Here is a 16,781-nt window from a genome sequence, read left to right as displayed (position 1 = left end):
GTTAATCCTTAGATTTGGTTAATAGTCTTTCGAGTGTTTCAAATCCGTTTTGTAGTTGTCGCTCCATGCGTTCGGTTAATTTGTCAAAATCGGTTTTAGTGGCGTAGGTTTCGGCCACATGGGTTTTATGATCGCTTAGCTCTTTGGCTGTATCTTTATTTGCTCTGCTCAGCGCCACAATAATGGGCACTAATACACTCAAAATTAACGCGGCTGTTGATATGGCAACCATTATCCACTGACTCATTTTGCTACTCCTTTAATTTTTTCGACTGTCCTTAAACTTGCTAAGCCAAGTAATGCTAGGGTTAATTCCATCATTACATCGGTTGGCAGCTCTGGTGTGCCAGCGTCTGGCATAATCCATTGCAAAATAGGGTTAATTAAAAACGTGAAGAGAAAGCCAAAGCCACATACCCACAGTAAAAATGGGCGAGCGCCCGCTACAAACGTTGAGCGGTGTTGTGCTGCATGGGTATTAGCCAGTGCTTGCATTAGCATTGGCTTTTGCTTAATTTCTTCTAAATCATTGCTTAACTGCTGGCGTTCTTCGTCTGATGTAAATAACGCATCGCCCGCTTTACCAATGGCTTCTATTGGGTTGCCACCCACTATGTTTGATAACCAGCCCATAATTAGTGCCCTGCCTGTTTTAAGTAACTAGCTTCACGCCAGCGGCGCGTAGTGTATCGGTCACCAAAATCAACAAGCTCTCTGATCATGGCTTGGGTGTTTTGCGTTATGGCGTAGCGCCAAAAATTAGGGCAACGCTTGGCCAAATGACCGTACTGAAAAGCAACCGATGCAATCACGGTTTGCATCGGTTCGCTTAGTTGTTCAAATTCAACCGTTGAGTGCTGGTTGTAAGTAGTAACTAAGTAATCGGTTGATTGCTGCTTTACACATAAATCAATAATGGTTGCTTCATTTTCGTTAATGCTAAGCGGGTTCTGCTTACAGGCTTTTAGCGCCTGTTCGCCTTTTAATAAGCAAAAACGCTTTAATTTGTTAGCGATAAATTCGGGCAATAAATACTTAAGTGCCGCTTCATCGCATTGGCCAATATCAAAGCCGGTGGCAATAGTGACCCCCGAATTAGAATGTTTAGCATCGGGCACATAGCCGGATAGTTGTGGGCCACCTTCCAGTGCGGCGATAAACCTAAAATTCACTTTGATATTGTTCATTTTGCTACTCGCTTAACGATTGGCACGGTACACAACGCTGCACACCGGGTACTGCTTTGCGTCGTGCTTTAGGTATTAGGTCGCCGCAATCAATGCAATCCGTTGCACTGATTTTATTGGCGTTGTTAAGTCGTTTTAGGCGCTGATCAATAAACTGCTGATCGGCGCGTTCCTGTGCAATGGTTAGGTGGTCTAGATCATCCATTTACTAACTACCTTATTGCACTATGTTTTCAATTTCGTCGGGGCGCAGGTACGGCACACCGTTAATTTTTACAAAGTCCGGGTCGGTTACATCAAACGGAATTTTAAACAGGCTGGCGCTGCCGCCTTTTTTGTCTATGTCTAAAATGTCGCTTAGCTTAATGCGGCAACCAAAGGCTTCTACTTTCATTTCGTCTTGGCTGGTTTTGGCGTAAAACATAATGTCGAACGGTTCCATACCACGCCACGAACCGGCGCTTTTTGCAGCATCCGATATAAGCGCAAAGTTACTCGCGTTAACCGACAGTTCGCCGCTGGCCGATACATCGCCATCAACTGAGCCATCGGGTACGCCACTGGTTTGGCTTACCGCACTGTTGTCGGTAATAGCCAGTGAAGCGGTGTCAACTTGGACCATAATATCGCCCAAGTTCACGTTAAAATTCATTCCTGATAAACGCATGGTGAGTGCTCCTAGTTGCTGCTTAAATCAAGCAAAATATTTACGGTAATTTCTTTTGGGCTGTTGTACGGGCGCAGCACCATGTAAATAACCACGCTTTTATTGCTGGTCCATACAATAGTTATGTCGCCTTCAATCGGTGGCTGTATTTCACCAGGGAACTGCATGCCTAAAATAGTGGTGCTTTTGCTCATGGCGCGTAGTGGGCGCATAAAATACGCCTTGTTTAGTTCAATACTGTTTGGTGTTGAGTTAAGGGCGCGGTTGGCAATACGGCGAATGGCAAGCACACGTACTTCGCGGCTGGCTTTATGCACAGGGCGTAAATGCTCAAGGTATTGGTAATCGCCACCTGCAGCATCTAGCGTTTGTGCATCGCTCCAATAAGTGCCTTCAAAATCGCTATACCACTGCGGTACGCTCATGCGGTTATTTGCTAGTGTTTCTAGCGTGGCAAGTGATAGGGGGTCGCCGTTCGTATCAACCGGTGCATCGCCTAAACCTAATACGCTGCCTGTTGCTACGCGCATTGGGCTGTCGGCAATACTTACGCTGCGGTCACATAGTCGCCCTGCTAATACGCCTACGTTATTAGCGTGTAACTTTGGTACGGGTACCACTAAGTGCGCGGCAATATCAGCTTGCAGTGCAATGGTTGCGGCTTCATATTGCGACCATGTTTGTGTAGCTACATCAATACCTGGCACGGCAACTAATGCTGATACAAAGCGGCCTAATGTCGCTTGCAATGATGTTAGGTGGTCGTGAATATCGGTTAAGCCTGCGCTGGTTGTTTGCTCATCACATACAACAACCATTTCAAAGCTTTGTACTTCGTTGGCGCGGTCAATGGCATCGGTAATGCTTTCACCTTCGGCCAGTGGGTAAACCGCTGCAGTCCAGTTTTGGCCTGCATTTAATTGCGCGGCTTTTACTATTTCAAGCAATGGGCTGTCTGCAAAGGTGTCGGCTAATACTGTTTGAGCGCCTACGCTAAACAATTGGCTTTCTTCGCTTGCGTTACCAGCACGGCCAACAAACAAAAAGTGTCGTTCAACACCTTGGATGTCGCCTTGCCCTAAATTCAGATTGTTAACTTGCACTTTACCTAGTGACATTGGGTTTATCCTCGTTTATTGAGTTGGTTTAAAATTGTGGCTAGTTGCGCTTGCACGTTCGCGGTGGTATCGCCTAAAAATGGGCGCGCCTTTACAGGTATTTGCCAGCTTTTACGGCTTTTTTGGCCGCGTAATTCACTTAACACTAATGTGGCTTTGCCATGGGTTAAGCTCCCTGCAATTTCTTTTATTGTTGCGCGGCGATAGCCTTTACCTTTTGCTCTGCGTACTTTATAACCCTCGGCTGCCAATGCTTTTGCTTGGCTACGTGTACACGGTGCTTTGTAATCTGGCTTGCCATGAATACGGCTCATGCGTGTTGAGGTCATTTGCTCGCTGCCGCCTTCTTGGTGAAGAGCCGCAATACGCCCAGTAAGCCCGGCTTTATGTTTAAGCTCTAAGCGCTTACCGCCTTTTACGTAGGGCTCTAGTGTTTTACCCATGCGTTTAAGCATTTTGGTTTTTTTGCCATCAGTGCGACTTGCAAACTTATTACCCTCAACGGTGTTTTGTGCACGTATTCGCTGGCGGGCGAGCTTTCGCTCATAACGACCTAGCGTTTTAAGTACGCGCACACGTTTACCTGCTGGCAATGCTAATAGCTGCAACTGGTGCTTTGCACTGAGCGCTTGTTTGCTATTTGGGGTGATCACTAAACTCATGATTGCCCCTTAATATCTATGTCTACATCTTCGGCCACACTAATTGGCGCCAGCGATACGTAATAACGCGCACCGTTAAATAAAACAGGGCCGTTTTCATCGGGTATTAGCTCTATGTCGTCAATCAGTTGCACGTCAATTAACACGGTGGCGTTGTCTTTACTTACAACATCAATGTCTATTTCAGGGTCGTCTAGCCCGTATTCGTCACGTGGCCAACTGCTATCGATTAAAAAGGCGCCCACCATCGCAAGTAAGTTATAAGGGTTAACTTTGCGGTGCGGGAATTTTTCTATTGCAATTACGGCGGTATGTTTCCACTTAGCAACTGCGTAACCCTCTTGGCCTTTGTCTTCACCGCTTATTATTAAAGTGCCACGTTCTTGCCAGGCATCTATGTTGTTGGTGTGAATAGCCCCTTTTAAACTGGTGTTTAAAAAGTCGGTTAGTTGCTGCAATTGGGTAATAGTTTGGCTCATAGTGTATGCACTCCGCCGCGGCCAAGGCCAAGCAGTAAACGAATGCTGCGGTTAGACTGCGCTAATATCGCATCTTGCTGATCAACACTATCGGCTTTGTTGTTGCCCGCGTCTTTTTGGTCAACCGCTGAAAAGTAACCCATTAAATCGCTATGCGAACGGGCATACACGGCGCCACGGTAAACGCTTTGCTGTGCGGCGCTAAAGTTAGGCACGCCGTTTGTTTGGGTGAAAGCAACATCCATGTTGTCTTTCATAATGTATTTAAGTATTTGTTGTTGTACTTCTAATGCGCTGCGGTTTAATGAGTCAGCTATTACCGTTTCTTCATAAAATTCTGGTATGCGGCGATGATCGCGAAACTCGCCAGTGCTTAGCACTGGCCAGCCGCTTACAGCATCTATTTCAATGCTGTTTTGTGCTGTTGCTTCAAATCCAAATGACATACCACATACCTTTTACTTTCGTTTCAATAAATAGGGTTCAGTGCAGTTAGCGTCGACGCGGTTATTAACAGTCGCCTGTTAAACGCTCGGCTAGTGCACTGGAGGGTTGGGAGTAATGGCTATTACTGGGCGTTTAGCTCGGCAATGGCTCTTAATCTCATGGCTATTTTGTTTCGTACTGTTTTAACGCCTGCGTGTTTATGTAGCTCTGCGGCTTTGGCTAAGTAGCCATCGGCTTGTTGGAGCCGCTGAACGTCGCCGACATGCGATGGCGAAACATCACCGTTTTTACTGCGCAGTAACGCAAGGCCTGCAAACTTGTAGTACTTAGCGGTAACTTGCTCAGGTAATTTCCAAGTGCTTGCAACGCAGCTAAACACTTGGCCAAAATACGGCTCAATGCTGTTGCCTTTTTCAGCTTGGGTGCTTGCCCAATCAAAAACAGTGTCGGCAATAAAACCAGGCCACTGGCGACGTATGCTGCTAGCCATGGGCTGATTGATTTCAATGGCTCTAAAGCCAAACTCAATGCCACGGCTGAGGTCGCCAATATCAAATAACCACACAGTGCAATAAGCAAAAATAGGATTGTCTTCATTCTGTTTACCCTTTTTAATCAAGTATTCATCAACTATTGGCAACCACTTTGGCAATAACACATCACGTTTGTGGGCTATTTTGTCGGCGCGGGTTACATAGCTTTTTAAGCGTTTTAAGTCGTCTTCTAATTCAATAAGCTGTAAGTGCAGGCTTGGGGCGTATTTCCCTGAGCCTGTTAGGCTTACCTTTTCGAGCTGTTTTTTTGCTTGGTTTTGCTCTTTGAATTGGAGGATTCTTGCGCCGCCGACGGCTTTTTTAGCTCTTCAACCGTGTCTTTTAAGTCGCTATTAGCGGCATTAATATCGTCGGCTTGGTAGGCTAAATCGCTGGCAGCATCGCTTGCTTTATCTGCGGCGCTTTCAATGTCACCTGCAGCATTGCTTGCGCTGTCTATGCTTTCGTTTAGCTCGTCGGTTGCATCTTCAACGTTTGAAACGTCAACGCTTTCAATGTTGCCTTTTTCATCAAGCGCGTATACAACAGCGGTTTTGTCTTCGCCTTCAGCGGCAGGATCAAAACCTAAATCAAAAAATTTAATGTTTTGGTCAACGTATTGTTGCGCGGTTTCAATCGCTTTTGATTCGTCACAACCTAGCAACTGCGCGAGCAATTTAAGCGCGGAGTTATCTGGAGTAATGGTGATTTGTGCATTACCCGTTGTAGCTTTGGTTTCGCCTTTGGCTTTTGAAGCAAGTCGGCGTTTTTTAAAATTAGCAATGGCACTCATGGCATTGTTACCTTTTAATAAATGGCGTAAATGCTAGGCGGTTAGGCCTAGCAATTAATGATTAAGCTGGGTTAGGGCCGATATTCATAGCGCTTTCGTCAACTGCGGCATACGCTTCAAACTCTTCGATTGCGTAGCCTTCGTTACGCCAGTACGAGTTTTCGTATTGCTTGCGGTCTTCTTCGTCTTTTGCTTTACGGTGCGCCGTGCCTTTTTGCGTATAAATATGCAAGTTGCTTAAAATGGTTACTGCAATGCGTTTACCCGGGAAGAACGGTGGCGTGTATGCGCGCATACCACCAATGTTTTTATCCATTTGCTGTGCGGCTACTTTTTCGCTTGGCTTGTCGGCTTGGTTCATCATGTGCGTTTGCGCAGTGGCAGTAAGGTCACTACCTACTAATACAACTAGGCGTGGGTCGTTACGTAATGATGGGTGAATAAGCGTATTTTTAAGCTCGGTAACAATGGCGTCTAACGTTTTGTAATCGCCTGCACCGTCTGGGTCAAAATACACAGGGTCGGTAACAATTTGGTCAGCCGCTTTTTCTTTAACGATTTGATGCCAGCCTTTGTTTACGTCTTCACCATTTGGGTTGGCAATTGGGTCTGATGTTGCAGCAGCTGATACACCATTAAAACCAACGCGCAGCATGTCGAGTGCAAAACGTAGCGTGGCGTTTTGGTTAATCAGCTTCATAAACTCGTTTAAATTACCGGCATTGGCCCATGTAGATAACAACGCCCATGTTGTTGCTGAGCACGAATCAGTTTCGGTCAGTTCATAGGTATGGCCGTCAACGCCTTGGCTTGATGTAAAACGGCCACCGGCTTTACGCCCTGTTGCAATACCGTAGTTACCTACTTTTACAACTTGACCTTTAATTTGGTCCACTTGCATGGTGGTGATCATGCGTAAAAACTCGACCGACTCTAAAAGCGCAGCGCGTAGCTTTGTTTCCATTGGGTCTGAAATGGCAAATTTATGTGATGCGTCGTCCACACCAAATGATTTTGCTACTTGCACCGAGTATGTTTTTAAAAACCCAGCGGCTGTTTGATTTAAGTGCATGCGTTATCTCGCTCTGTTATGCATTAATAAAAGTAAACGTGGTTAAGCGTTTGTTTAAACCAGGTCTACGGTTTCGCCGCCTACTGGGTATGGCTCTTGGCCACCTTGCTCTTGGCTAAGGGCATTAAATTTGGTCTCGATGCCGTCAACCTTTTTGCCAAAGCCGTCCATTTTTTCCATTAACTGGCTAAATTGCTCAGCGGTTACACCTGTTTCGGGCTTTTCACCTTCGGGCTCTTCGGTTTTTGGCTTTTTGGCTGGCGTGGTTCCTTCGCCTTCAGGCTTGCTGAATTTAGTTTCAAGGTCAGTCACCTTGGCTTCTATTCCTTCAAACTTGCCCATTAGGGCGTCAAACTGTTCTTGTTTCATGGTGTCTTCCTCGGTGATTTCATCTTGCTGATCGGCTGGCTGCTGATCACTAGAAAATAGGCTTGCCATTTGGGCAAACAAATTCATAAATTTTGATTGTTTATCGCTTGGCGTGGGGTTGCTTGGTTCGCTATCGGTGGTAATAAAGTCACTGTGTTGTAGCGTTTCGAGTTGGCTATATTCGTGATCAGCTTCATTATCACCAATAGAGAATTTTAAGCGGCTGGTGCCAGAACTGGCTGGCGAGTCGGTAACGGCAAGGCCTTGTAAATAACAACGCCCTTCGCTTTTGTAATCGGGGTTAGGCTCAATCGACATAAACAGCTTTTGGCCGTCTTTATTGGCAGCAAGCAGGTAGTCGTTAGCGGTAATTTTTACAAACAGGCGTAATTTACCACCTTGTTTAGCGGCTTTTACTTCGTCAACAGTGCCCCAGTTTTTACCTTCGCTTGGGCCCCAACTTGAACGAAAATGCTCAGGCCAAATAAGCGCGGTGTATTCGTCAACTGAATACGATGCGGCCATTTGATTAATCCATTCTTTTGAAATAATACGGCCGTCTACCGTTGCGCCTTCTGTTGCTGCAATTACCCAACCTGATTGCTTTGCCATTACTTGCTTACCGCGTTACTTAATATTTAAACGCAGCATAACTATAAAAAAAGGCTGAATACATTGGTTAGCTTTTTGGTAATTCCTAGATTGAGGTTTTAGGAAAAGTGAGGGTTTTTATGCGGTTATAAGCTTATTGTAAACCAATACACTATGCCTAGTTACTAATTTTATGAGCACTTATATTAAGCAATGGCTTATTCATCTGAAATACGCGAAGCAGCAAAACGGCTTTATTTGCGCCACCACACCCCCGACGAAATACGCGCGGAACTGGGGCTACCAAATAACCGTGTGATTTACTATTGGGCCGATAAATACAATTGGCGCGATATGCTGCGCGAAGAAGACGTAGACGAAGCTATTGCAAGGCGTATTTTAATACTCACCGACGTAAGCGATAAAACAGGCAACCAAATAAAAGAGCTCGACATGCTGATAGAAAAGCACGTTAAGCTTAAAAAGCAACGCGTCCAGCTAGCCGAAAAAGCAGCCCAGGCTAATGATCCTCAACCGACTAATAATAAAGGTAGCAATAACCAAGGTAATAAAGGCAGCGGTAACGACAGTAAGAAAAGCAAAGGCCGTAAGCGTAAAAATGATGTTAGCCATTTAACCGCTGAAGACTTTGGCACCTGGTACGACTCACTCTTTGGGTATCAAAAAACGATGCACGAAAACTTGCATCAACGTATTCGTAATATTTTAAAAAGCCGCCAAATTGGGGCAACGTATTATTTTGCAGGTGAAGCGTTTAAAGATGCGGTTTTAACGGGCGACCCACAAATATTCCTGTCTGCGAGTCGTGCACAAGCTGAGGTGTTTCGCAGTTATATAATTGCTATTGCGCAAGAATTTTTTGAAATTGAGCTAAACGGTAACCCTATTACTTTGCACACTGCCCATGGTGATGCTGAATTAAGGTTTTTAAGTACCAACAGCAAAACGGCGCAAAGTTACCACGGCCATGTTTATGTAGATGAATACTTTTGGATTGGTAAGTTTAACGAGCTAAACAAACTAGCCAGCGCCATGGCCACGCACAAAAAGTGGCGTAAAACGTATTTTTCGACCCCTTCAACTAAAGCGCACCCTGCTTATACTTTTTGGACGGGTGATCATTGGCGACAAGGCCGCGCTGAACGCGAAGAAATTGAGTTCCCTACCTTTGTAGAATTACGCGATGACGGCAGGCTGTGCCCCGATAAACAATGGCGCTATGTAGTTACCATTGAAGATGCCCTACGCGGTGGCTGTGAATTATTCGACATTGACGAGCTGCGCGACGAATACAACGCCGATGATTTTAATAACCTGTTCATGTGCATTTTTGTGGACGATGCCGACAGTATATTTAAATTCAGCGACCTTGAAAAAGCCATGGTTGATGCCACCCGCTGGCAAGACCACAAACCCAACGCTGCACAACCATTTGGTAACCGTGAGGTATGGCTGGGTTACGACCCCTCGCGTACTCGCGATAACGCCGCTTTAGTGGTAGTAGCCCCACCAGAAAAAGCCGGTGAAAAATTCAGAATACTTGAAAAACACTATTGGCGCGGTATGAACTTTTCGCACCACGTTAGCGAAATTCAAAAAATTTACGCCAAATACCGCGTTACTTATATTGGTGTAGATACCACAGGCATTGGCGCGGGGGTGTTTGACTCAATAAGCACGCTGTACCCACGTGAAGCCACCGCCATACATTACAGCGTAGGCAGCAAAACCCGCTTAGTACTTAAAATGATAGACCTTATTGAGGGTGGCCGACTTGAATGGGATGCATCCCATAAAGACATTGCTATGAGCTGCCTTTCAATACGCCGCACCAGTACCGACTCGGGCGGCGCCATAACCTTTAAAGCTAGCCGCGATAACACTATAGGCCATGCAGACGTATTTTTTGCTATTAGCCACGCTGTTATTAACGAACCCCTTAACCATGCACATAAGAGAAAATCACGATGGACCATGCAGAATTAGACCAAAACGCTGAGCAGTTAACTGACCAGCCGCACGATCAACAAAATAAACAAAATGCGCCCGTTGTGTTTGGCTTGCCTGAGCAAGTAATGCCCGACATGTGGCTAACCGATTACGACTCGCTATTTTATAACGATACCGACCAGTATTGGGAACCACCTGTAGACCGCCATTTATTAGCCAACTTAACCCGCCGAAATGCCCAGCACGGCGGCATAGTGCAAAGCCGTGCCAATATGGCAGCAAGTCGTTTTATTAGTGGTGGTATGAGTGCGCAGCAAGTGCAAGCAGGCTTTTTAAACCTGGTGCAATTTGGTGATGTGGCACTACTTAAAATACGCAATGGTTTTGGGCAAATTGTAAGGCTGTTTCCGCTGCCTAGTTATCGTACCCGCGTTGGCGGTGATGGTGGCGCAGTGGTGCTTGAGCGCAATAGCCAAGTTAAAAAATATAAAAAGCGCGACATTATTTGGGTTCGCCAGTACGACCCCGTGCAGCAAGTGTATGGTTTGGCCGATTACTTAGGCGGTTTACAAGCTACGTTATTAAATGAAGACGCGACTTTGTTCCGCCGTAAATACTTTTTAAACGGTGCGCACATGGGCTTTATTATGTACGCGACTGATCCTAACTTAGACCCTGACGTTGAAGACGATATAAAAGAGAAAATTCAAGATTCAAAGGGCGTGGGTAACTTCCGCTCACTCTTTGTAAACATACCCAACGGTAAAGAAAAGGGTTTGCAGATTATCCCTGTAGGTAATTTTGAAAGTAAAGACGAGTTTATGAATGTTAAAAACGTATCGGCGCAAGATATACTCAACGCCCATCGTTTTCCACCGGGCTTGGCGGGTATTATTCCGGCCAACAATGCAGGCCTTGGCGACCCGACTAAATATGATGCTATGTATTTTAAAAACGAGACTAAACCGCTTATTAAATTAATGAGTGATGAAGTAGCAAGGGACCCTGAAATTGGCAGTAAGTTACAGCTTAATTTTGATTTAGAGCCAAGTTTTTAAATATAACACATAGTAAAAAATAGTTGGCCTTACTGAACTGAGGTTTAAAAATGCCAACTATTATTAATGACTTGTTAGGAGCTTATTCTAGTAAATATCTTCTAATTTATATTTCTTGGGGTCATTTATTGCTTTTTGACAAAATGCATCCAGTTTAACTTGTAAGTCATTAGAATGTTGGCTTAATACATAACGAACTAATTCGAGCATAGACTTCATAAATTCTAAACTAGGAATAGTAAAAGATGTATGAGCGAATATAGCTTTTGATGAAACCCCTATTCTAGGGTTTGGATCAATTGTAGCTATCATAAGACTCCCTTCACTCTTTGAAATACCTGCATGTGCTATATTTTCATTACGTAAATCTTTTACTAAATTATGCAGCTGTAAATAATTTAAACCCTTTTCCTTATTAAAAAAATTACGAACCTCAAGTTTTACTTTTCTCCCTTTAGTCTGATTAAAGCATTTTATATAACCGACAATCGCAGAATCTATAAGCGCTTTGATTATTACTCCTGCTTCATTTCTTCTATCAAGGTAAATTAAATTGTTTGGGGCTGTCATTCTCTTGATAGCTATAATAAGTTGAGCTTCAGCAAACTCAAGTTCTTTTGTAATTAACTGCCATCTTGCATGTTGACTAGCTTCTGGGTGCTCTATTACTCTAAAAGGGGTTATCTTATCATCAATATAACATTCAACTACAGGGGAGTTAGAATCGTCAGGTATTTCATGAATAAAAATAACTCTATCACCATCTTTTTTTACTTCCATATAAATCTCCATTAAAGCTCAGAATTGGTTGATTAATATTATCTACTTATTATGTATTATCTTGTTACACATATTTATAAAAGTATATGTAACGCTCAGAATTAGTGAAAGTGATATTTTAACCTCTTTTAACTTTCAAACGATGGTCAACTAGTAGTTTGCCCTGGACTAATGAGCTGTATATAATAACAGTGTATTTTATTAACGATTGGTAGTTATTATGGCGCGGGTTACTTGTCCAAATTGCGAAGCTAAAGCAACAATTACTTCACGTGAAAAGCAAAGTGCGCATGTGGTTAATTTATATTGCTCGTGCACTAACACTCGCGAATGCGGGGCTACGTTCCGTATTACCCAATCGTTTGATCACTTCTTAAATCCACCATGTAAAACCACTGCGCAATTGGCCGCATCGCTTATTAAAAACCTACCGCGTAAAGAACAATTAGAGTTAATTGGGCTTTAGACCTTACTTTATTACAGGCATGAAAAAACCCACAATGTGGGTTTACAAATTAATATTTAATAAGTCTAAACCGACTTCTAACCATAAAAAAGTCAGTCTATATTAATCATAGTACAAACTAAAAGGAACTGACCAAACCTGATAAAAAGTAAAAACTTCCACTACCGATTAGTAAGTTGTAGTCAAAAATATCTTTCAAGTAAAAGCAAATCAAGTTAATAATGACCCAACACATGCTGACTAAGCTACATCCCAAAGGGATTGTATAGTTTATGAAATGTTTTTTATTTACTTTAACTGAACGTCTATTTAAAGCAAGCTGCAGGTCTTCAATACTTTTTTGGAAATTTTCTTCTTTAATTTTTAACTCTTCTCTGAAAATTTCTGGATCTAAACAAACATCTAGCTTTTTTAAACACTCATCTTTTAACTCTCTCAAAATTTTATCTACATCATTTTCTATTGATGATATTGTATGTTTATATCTAGCTAACGCTACATAATTTTTGCGATGTTTGTCAAACAAAGGGTTTTCCGACACATTTACACTAATAAAGCTTAGTTCATCAATTAACTTATAAGAGTGGTCTAGCTCATAATGTTGAAGGGTATCTTTGCATTTTTCAAAAAAGGAATTAAGTTTTTCATCTATATTTTTTTCAAAGCTGTCCAAAGCCTCTTTATAACTTTCCGCTGAAGGAGGTTTATATTTTTCAAGCTCAGAGAAATTAAATACCTGATCTTGGATTAATTCACCTTTCGCTTTAGCATCACCAATCTCTTGGCTACTATAATTCTTCTCTATCTTAACTTGTGAAATTCTATCTTCGGAATACTTGTGCCTAAAAGAAAATAAATTATAAAGGACTGAAGCTAATAAGAAGTAAGCTACATAAGACATTTCTATGTACTGATTATCACCAAATCTTATACCAAACACAGAGGATATTTTAAATTCAAGATAATTAGATAAAAAGAATAATATTGCGGATAAATATAAGAGCCTACCTTTTATACTGAGTGTTTCATCACTTATAAATTTTACTTTCTCTTCATAAAAGTGATATGTGAATTTTTTTCCCAATGTGATTTCCTTTCCAATCATCAAATTTTATTTACAAATAGTAGCCTGGTTAAGCTATCAGCATACACCTCATTTTCAAAATAATTAATATTTCTACACCCTACGCCATTAAATCCAGTGCCCACCAATCGTTATCGCTGATTGCTGATGCGCTGCCTTGTTTTACTAAAGTAACTAGGTCCCAGTCGCCAATAGTGACTAGACCGTTTTGTATATGGGTATTATTTGGTGTGTTGCGCCCGTCAAGCTGCGCGTATTTATAAGCAAGCTCTACATACTCGCGGGCTTGTTGCCAATGGGCTTCAGTTATGTGCCAGCTACCTGCTTTTTGTGAATATGTTTTAGCCAATGACTCAATAGCTAAGCGCTGATCATGCTTTATTTGCTCATCAACATTTAAAACTTGAAGTTGGCCGTCTCGTATTTGGTAAATTTGACCATTTCGGCTGATCCTTTTTCCGCTATTTAGATCCTTTATTACTTCATCAACGTCACTTTTTGAGGTGCCCATCATATCGAGTAACAACTCAGCCCTAGACCCTGCGGCTATAGGCGTACAGTTATTACCACTAGTCCAAGATAGGTCGGCTGCGCCGACGTTGGTGTTATCCTTAGCATTGAGTTTTTCGGCTGTGCCTTTCAGTTGCCTTGTCCATTCTACTAGGCGAGTTTTAAGGCTCGTTTCAATGGTAACGTTATAAACATTGTTAATCATGCGATGAAGCTTTGATTCAATACTCACATTGGTAACAATGCCTTTTATGCGGCGTACTACTTCGGCGTAGTCGTTGCCCATTTGTGTGTCTTCGTACATTGATTTGAAATTAGCAGCACGGCCTATACACATACCGCCTTGGAGTTTTACGTAGTCTTTCCAGTTCGCGGTATCTGCAGCGTGGCGAATAGGCTCTATGGTTTCGTCACTTATTGTTTTGCCCTTAGGCATGCGGCGCAATTCACGATACACGGTGACGCTTGGTGAGCCCTGAAATTGAAACTGGCGAATGTTCCATGTACTAGCCCAGGCTAAAACAGGGTTAGCTTGCTCTTGCAGGTTTTCGCCTGTTTCGGCATCTTCATGGTCGCTTAATTGGTAGCCATCAATATTTTTACTGATGTATTTAGCAATGTAGCTGGCTGCGCTGCCCTTACTTTTATCCATTTTTATGGCGTCAAAGCGAGGGCTAAAAGTACGATAAAATTTACTAGGCGCTTTGGCTTTTTTGCCTTGGCTTTTTTTTAGGCCCCACTCGCGGCGCTTTTGTTTGTAAGTTTTAAACAGCTCACTTTTTTTAGTGCCTGCGCGATAGCTCACGCATTTTTCGACGGTTTTAATGTGTACGCCATGGGTGTTTATATCTACCCATTCGTTTACTACTTTTGCGCGGGTTTGCACAGGGCCGTAATAATCGTAAAGCTCTGTTTTATCTTCTTGAATAAAGTACCAACGCAAAATAGCATTCACTTCTTGCAGTTTATTTTTTGGCATAAACAGCATCATGTGCCAATGCGGGCAACCGTCAGCATGAGGCTCAACTACACGCACACCAAAGTATTTAAGGCCACGGCGGTTTAACTTAGAACGGGCACGCGCCCATGTTTGCGTTAAGTAGTTTTGTGCATCTTTTGGGGTTTCGCCGTGCCATTTACTTGAGTTTGCATGAAAACGTGACGGGCACGTAATAGTGTAAAACACACCTACATAGCCCATTTCGTCGGCTAGCTCTTCGGTTTCGCGTATGCGTAACATTAACTCGTTTCGGCGGTTGGCAGGGTTTGCCATGCCGCTTTTTACTGCTTCTATTAAACTTATTACGTCGCCGTCGCTGCTTTGCAGTTCCATCATTTCTAGGAACTGACGGCCACTGGCTTGGGCAAAGTTAAATTCGCGCTGTGCTTGTTTTGACGAGTAAGGGCTAATGCCACGGCGTTTAAACTTTTTGCTTTTTTTATCGTGGTATAAATCTTTGCCTACTTGGCCTGTGGCAATTTCTAGTAACTCTAAAAACTGGCGGCGAATAGTTTTTAATTGGCGAGCCCACCACCTATCACACTGCATTTTTAGCAGTGCTATTTCGTAACACTCGGTTGGCAAGTTGTCGTCGCGCATGGTGTAAAATGGCACATTAGCACCTAAGGCTTTGGCATGCGTGGCTATTGCATCGTAGGTTAGCGATATTATTTTTTCGTACGGTAGGTGTTGGTTTTCTTCGCTTACATCAAGCGTTATTTGCACGCACTCCATAGCGAGTGTGCCTGCGTGTTTTTTGGTTTTTTCAATACTGCTTAAAATATGCCATGGCAATGGCATATTTTGAGTAATACTAAACAGTACGCCAAAGCGCGGTTTTAAACGGGCAATGGTGCGGCGTAACCATGTATTAGCACGGTATTGGCTACCCGCCTTTTTTTGGTTATAGCGGTCTATGTATTTACGGGCCATACGACTTTGTAAAGGCACTGGCACATTTTGCAGGCCACGCGCTAAAAAGTTGCGGTCGTCAATATCGCTAATAGACGAAATTAAACCCTTAGCTATACCAGATAGTCTAAGGGCTTGTAGGTCGAGTCGCTTAGGGTTAGCCATTTATTCGGCAAACTCTATTTCAACTAAATCTTCACCTATTTGAACGGCATCAATTGCGGCGCACATTTGGTCGTAAATTGGCGCGTATTCAATGTAGTCATCAGCAATAAGTTTGACCACTGGCATAAAGTCAGTTAGGCAGTTTTCGCACTCCATTAGCATGGCAACGGTAGAGCGCTTGCCTAAATTTTTAATAGTAAAGTTGGCTTGGTCTACCGCATGCTCAACAATGTTTTTAACTAATAGCTGATTTTTAGATAGATCTTGGTCTTTGATTGTGTTCATTTTAGTAGTCCTTTGGGTGTTGTTTTTGGGTGTTAAATTACGAAAAGTTCAGAGGCCAGTTCATGGCCTTTGCAAAATACAAAGTGGGCGTATTCGGTTGAATCTGTTTTACTTGGTTTTTGTGGGTCAAAGCCTGGGCGTTTACTATGAACATAAACGGCGGCTAATGGTAGTTTTTGCCACATAGGTTTTCGCTTTTGGCTACCTAACCAATTAAGGCGTTGCAGCATAATTACTAAACCGCCCTCTTTAACCATTTCAAGCGCATGTTCTGTAAATTCTTGTGCTACGTTAAACGGTGGGTTTGTGATGAGCATGTCGTATTTCGGCAATAAAGCGCTGGGCACGTTTAAAAAATTAACACCTTTTAAATTAGCGCGTGAGTCTTCGCGAATATCCCAGCTTTCTACAGTAAAGCCGTGTTTTTCTAGTACGGTTGGGTAGCTCATTTCGTACTTGTCGCAGCCGCCTGCGCTTGGGTCTAACATTAACGGGTATGCTTGTTCGTCAAAATTAAAGCGGCAGTTTTCGCTAAACGCTGCTAAAAAATCTTCAATTAACCAATGCGGTGTTACGTAGTAATCATCTGCATTGCGCTGGGTTCCGCGATTAGTTGAGCTCATGATCAATCC

General features: G+C 43.1%; 21 protein-coding genes. 3 read left to right on the top strand and 18 right to left on the bottom strand.

Going from position 1 to position 16,781, the window contains the following annotated elements; genetic code table 11:
* Nucleotide 1 precedes the first annotated feature (1 nt).
* From H5159_RS01265 to H5159_RS01205, 13 genes are all read right to left on the bottom strand, one after another.
* Nucleotides 2–247 carry a hypothetical protein gene (locus H5159_RS01265; protein WP_024606889.1) on the bottom strand — a complete coding sequence of 82 codons (246 nt, stop codon included), beginning with the start codon at nt 245–247 and terminating at the stop codon, nt 2–4.
* Entirely contained in the window at nt 244–633 is a 390-nt protein-coding gene (locus tag H5159_RS01260) for a 3TM-type holin (RefSeq protein WP_182779578.1), read from the bottom strand. Before H5159_RS01260 ends, H5159_RS01265 begins: the two co-directional genes overlap by 4 nt.
* 2 nt (nt 634–635) lie before the next feature.
* Nucleotides 636–1,187 (bottom strand): pesticin C-terminus-like muramidase, encoded by a 552-nt coding sequence (locus H5159_RS01255; RefSeq protein WP_182779577.1) that lies wholly within the window; start codon nt 1,185–1,187, stop codon nt 636–638.
* A gap of 4 nt (nt 1,188–1,191) precedes the next feature.
* Nucleotides 1,192–1,392, bottom strand: coding sequence for a TraR/DksA C4-type zinc finger protein (locus H5159_RS01250; RefSeq protein WP_182779576.1), 201 nt, complete (start codon nt 1,390–1,392; stop codon nt 1,192–1,194).
* Nucleotides 1,393–1,404: 12 nt separating this feature from the next.
* Nucleotides 1,405–1,854 carry a phage protein gene (locus tag H5159_RS01245; RefSeq protein ID WP_055020001.1) on the bottom strand — a complete coding sequence of 150 codons (450 nt, stop codon included), beginning with the start codon at nt 1,852–1,854 and terminating at the stop codon, nt 1,405–1,407.
* Between the two features lie 11 nt (nt 1,855–1,865).
* The gene (locus H5159_RS01240; RefSeq protein ID WP_182779575.1) at nt 1,866–2,972 is read right to left on the bottom strand and encodes a DUF2586 domain-containing protein; all 1,107 of its coding nucleotides are present in this window, start codon (nt 2,970–2,972) and stop codon (nt 1,866–1,868) included.
* 5 nt (nt 2,973–2,977) lie between these two features.
* A complete protein-coding gene (locus H5159_RS01235; protein WP_182779574.1) occupies nt 2,978–3,634 on the bottom strand; it encodes a hypothetical protein in 657 nt (218 codons plus the stop codon).
* On the bottom strand, nt 3,631–4,113 hold the full coding sequence (locus H5159_RS01230; protein WP_182779573.1) for a phage tail protein: 483 nt from the start codon (nt 4,111–4,113) through the stop codon (nt 3,631–3,633). Before H5159_RS01230 ends, H5159_RS01235 begins: the two co-directional genes overlap by 4 nt.
* Nucleotides 4,110–4,559: a head completion/stabilization protein gene (locus tag H5159_RS01225; protein ID WP_182779572.1), complete on the bottom strand. Its 450-nt coding sequence runs from the start codon at nt 4,557–4,559 to the stop codon at nt 4,110–4,112. Before H5159_RS01225 ends, H5159_RS01230 begins: the two co-directional genes overlap by 4 nt.
* Before the next feature lie 122 nt (nt 4,560–4,681).
* Complete coding sequence (gene gpM, locus H5159_RS01220) at nt 4,682–5,293, bottom strand: phage terminase small subunit (protein WP_182779625.1); 612 nt, start codon at nt 5,291–5,293, stop codon at nt 4,682–4,684.
* A gap of 47 nt (nt 5,294–5,340) precedes the next feature.
* Nucleotides 5,341–5,886 carry a hypothetical protein gene (locus tag H5159_RS01215; RefSeq protein ID WP_182779571.1) on the bottom strand — a complete coding sequence of 182 codons (546 nt, stop codon included), beginning with the start codon at nt 5,884–5,886 and terminating at the stop codon, nt 5,341–5,343.
* Between the two features lie 61 nt (nt 5,887–5,947).
* Nucleotides 5,948–6,958 (bottom strand): phage major capsid protein, P2 family, encoded by a 1,011-nt coding sequence (locus tag H5159_RS01210; RefSeq protein ID WP_182779570.1) that lies wholly within the window; start codon nt 6,956–6,958, stop codon nt 5,948–5,950.
* A 54-nt stretch (nt 6,959–7,012) separates the two neighbouring features.
* Nucleotides 7,013–7,939 (bottom strand): GPO family capsid scaffolding protein, encoded by a 927-nt coding sequence (locus H5159_RS01205; protein ID WP_182779569.1) that lies wholly within the window; start codon nt 7,937–7,939, stop codon nt 7,013–7,015.
* A gap of 192 nt (nt 7,940–8,131) precedes the next feature.
* On the opposite strand from H5159_RS01205, the gene H5159_RS01200 reads away from it, so the two are divergent.
* Complete coding sequence (locus tag H5159_RS01200; RefSeq protein ID WP_182779568.1) at nt 8,132–9,925, top strand: terminase large subunit domain-containing protein; 1,794 nt, start codon at nt 8,132–8,134, stop codon at nt 9,923–9,925.
* Nucleotides 9,907–10,947, top strand: a complete 1,041-nt coding sequence (locus tag H5159_RS01195) for a phage portal protein (RefSeq protein WP_182779567.1) — start codon at nt 9,907–9,909, stop codon at nt 10,945–10,947. Before H5159_RS01200 ends, H5159_RS01195 begins: the two co-directional genes overlap by 19 nt.
* Before the next feature lie 87 nt (nt 10,948–11,034).
* Here H5159_RS01195 and H5159_RS01190 read toward each other — a convergent pair whose 3' ends face one another.
* The gene (locus H5159_RS01190) at nt 11,035–11,727 is read right to left on the bottom strand and encodes a hypothetical protein (protein ID WP_182779566.1); all 693 of its coding nucleotides are present in this window, start codon (nt 11,725–11,727) and stop codon (nt 11,035–11,037) included.
* A 220-nt stretch (nt 11,728–11,947) separates the two neighbouring features.
* Between H5159_RS01190 and H5159_RS01185 the strand changes: the two genes are divergently transcribed.
* Complete coding sequence (locus H5159_RS01185; protein ID WP_182779565.1) at nt 11,948–12,193, top strand: ogr/Delta-like zinc finger family protein; 246 nt, start codon at nt 11,948–11,950, stop codon at nt 12,191–12,193.
* Nucleotides 12,194–12,311: 118 nt separating this feature from the next.
* Here the strand turns inward: H5159_RS01185 and H5159_RS01180 are convergent, their stop codons facing one another.
* The 4 genes from H5159_RS01180 to H5159_RS01165 form a co-directional block, all read right to left on the bottom strand.
* A complete protein-coding gene (locus H5159_RS01180) occupies nt 12,312–13,277 on the bottom strand; it encodes a hypothetical protein (RefSeq protein ID WP_182779564.1) in 966 nt (321 codons plus the stop codon).
* 100 nt (nt 13,278–13,377) lie between these two features.
* Nucleotides 13,378–15,864: a replication endonuclease gene (locus H5159_RS01175; RefSeq protein ID WP_182779563.1), complete on the bottom strand. Its 2,487-nt coding sequence runs from the start codon at nt 15,862–15,864 to the stop codon at nt 13,378–13,380.
* Complete coding sequence (locus H5159_RS01170) at nt 15,865–16,149, bottom strand: hypothetical protein (RefSeq protein WP_182779562.1); 285 nt, start codon at nt 16,147–16,149, stop codon at nt 15,865–15,867.
* Nucleotides 16,150–16,181: 32 nt separating this feature from the next.
* Nucleotides 16,182–16,772 carry an SAM-dependent methyltransferase gene (locus H5159_RS01165; protein ID WP_182779561.1) on the bottom strand — a complete coding sequence of 197 codons (591 nt, stop codon included), beginning with the start codon at nt 16,770–16,772 and terminating at the stop codon, nt 16,182–16,184.
* Nucleotides 16,773–16,781 lie beyond the last annotated feature (9 nt).

The sequence above is a fragment of the Pseudoalteromonas sp. SG43-1 genome, assembly GCF_014164415.1.
Lineage (GTDB): Bacteria > Pseudomonadota > Gammaproteobacteria > Enterobacterales > Alteromonadaceae > Pseudoalteromonas > Pseudoalteromonas distincta.
The sequence above is the reverse complement of the archived record's forward strand: the minus strand, read 5'-3'. Positions and strand labels throughout refer to the sequence as shown.

Coding starts and splice junctions, on each gene's coding strand:
- H5159_RS01265 (WP_024606889.1), bottom strand. CDS start 247: ATGAGTCAGTGGATAATGGTTGCCATATCAACAGCCGCGTTAATTTTG.
- H5159_RS01260 (WP_182779578.1), bottom strand. CDS start 633: ATGGGCTGGTTATCAAACATAGTGGGTGGCAACCCAATAGAAGCCATT.
- H5159_RS01255 (WP_182779577.1), bottom strand. CDS start 1,187: ATGAACAATATCAAAGTGAATTTTAGGTTTATCGCCGCACTGGAAGGT.
- H5159_RS01250 (WP_182779576.1), bottom strand. CDS start 1,392: ATGGATGATCTAGACCACCTAACCATTGCACAGGAACGCGCCGATCAG.
- H5159_RS01245 (WP_055020001.1), bottom strand. CDS start 1,854: ATGCGTTTATCAGGAATGAATTTTAACGTGAACTTGGGCGATATTATG.
- H5159_RS01240 (WP_182779575.1), bottom strand. CDS start 2,972: ATGTCACTAGGTAAAGTGCAAGTTAACAATCTGAATTTAGGGCAAGGC.
- H5159_RS01235 (WP_182779574.1), bottom strand. CDS start 3,634: ATGAGTTTAGTGATCACCCCAAATAGCAAACAAGCGCTCAGTGCAAAG.
- H5159_RS01230 (WP_182779573.1), bottom strand. CDS start 4,113: ATGAGCCAAACTATTACCCAATTGCAGCAACTAACCGACTTTTTAAAC.
- H5159_RS01225 (WP_182779572.1), bottom strand. CDS start 4,559: ATGTCATTTGGATTTGAAGCAACAGCACAAAACAGCATTGAAATAGAT.
- H5159_RS01215 (WP_182779571.1), bottom strand. CDS start 5,886: ATGAGTGCCATTGCTAATTTTAAAAAACGCCGACTTGCTTCAAAAGCC.
- H5159_RS01210 (WP_182779570.1), bottom strand. CDS start 6,958: ATGCACTTAAATCAAACAGCCGCTGGGTTTTTAAAAACATACTCGGTG.
- H5159_RS01205 (WP_182779569.1), bottom strand. CDS start 7,939: ATGGCAAAGCAATCAGGTTGGGTAATTGCAGCAACAGAAGGCGCAACG.
- H5159_RS01200 (WP_182779568.1), top strand. CDS start 8,132: ATGGCTTATTCATCTGAAATACGCGAAGCAGCAAAACGGCTTTATTTG.
- H5159_RS01195 (WP_182779567.1), top strand. CDS start 9,907: ATGGACCATGCAGAATTAGACCAAAACGCTGAGCAGTTAACTGACCAG.
- H5159_RS01190 (WP_182779566.1), bottom strand. CDS start 11,727: ATGGAAGTAAAAAAAGATGGTGATAGAGTTATTTTTATTCATGAAATA.
- H5159_RS01185 (WP_182779565.1), top strand. CDS start 11,948: ATGGCGCGGGTTACTTGTCCAAATTGCGAAGCTAAAGCAACAATTACT.
- H5159_RS01175 (WP_182779563.1), bottom strand. CDS start 15,864: ATGGCTAACCCTAAGCGACTCGACCTACAAGCCCTTAGACTATCTGGT.
- H5159_RS01170 (WP_182779562.1), bottom strand. CDS start 16,149: ATGAACACAATCAAAGACCAAGATCTATCTAAAAATCAGCTATTAGTT.
- H5159_RS01165 (WP_182779561.1), bottom strand. CDS start 16,772: ATGAGCTCAACTAATCGCGGAACCCAGCGCAATGCAGATGATTACTAC.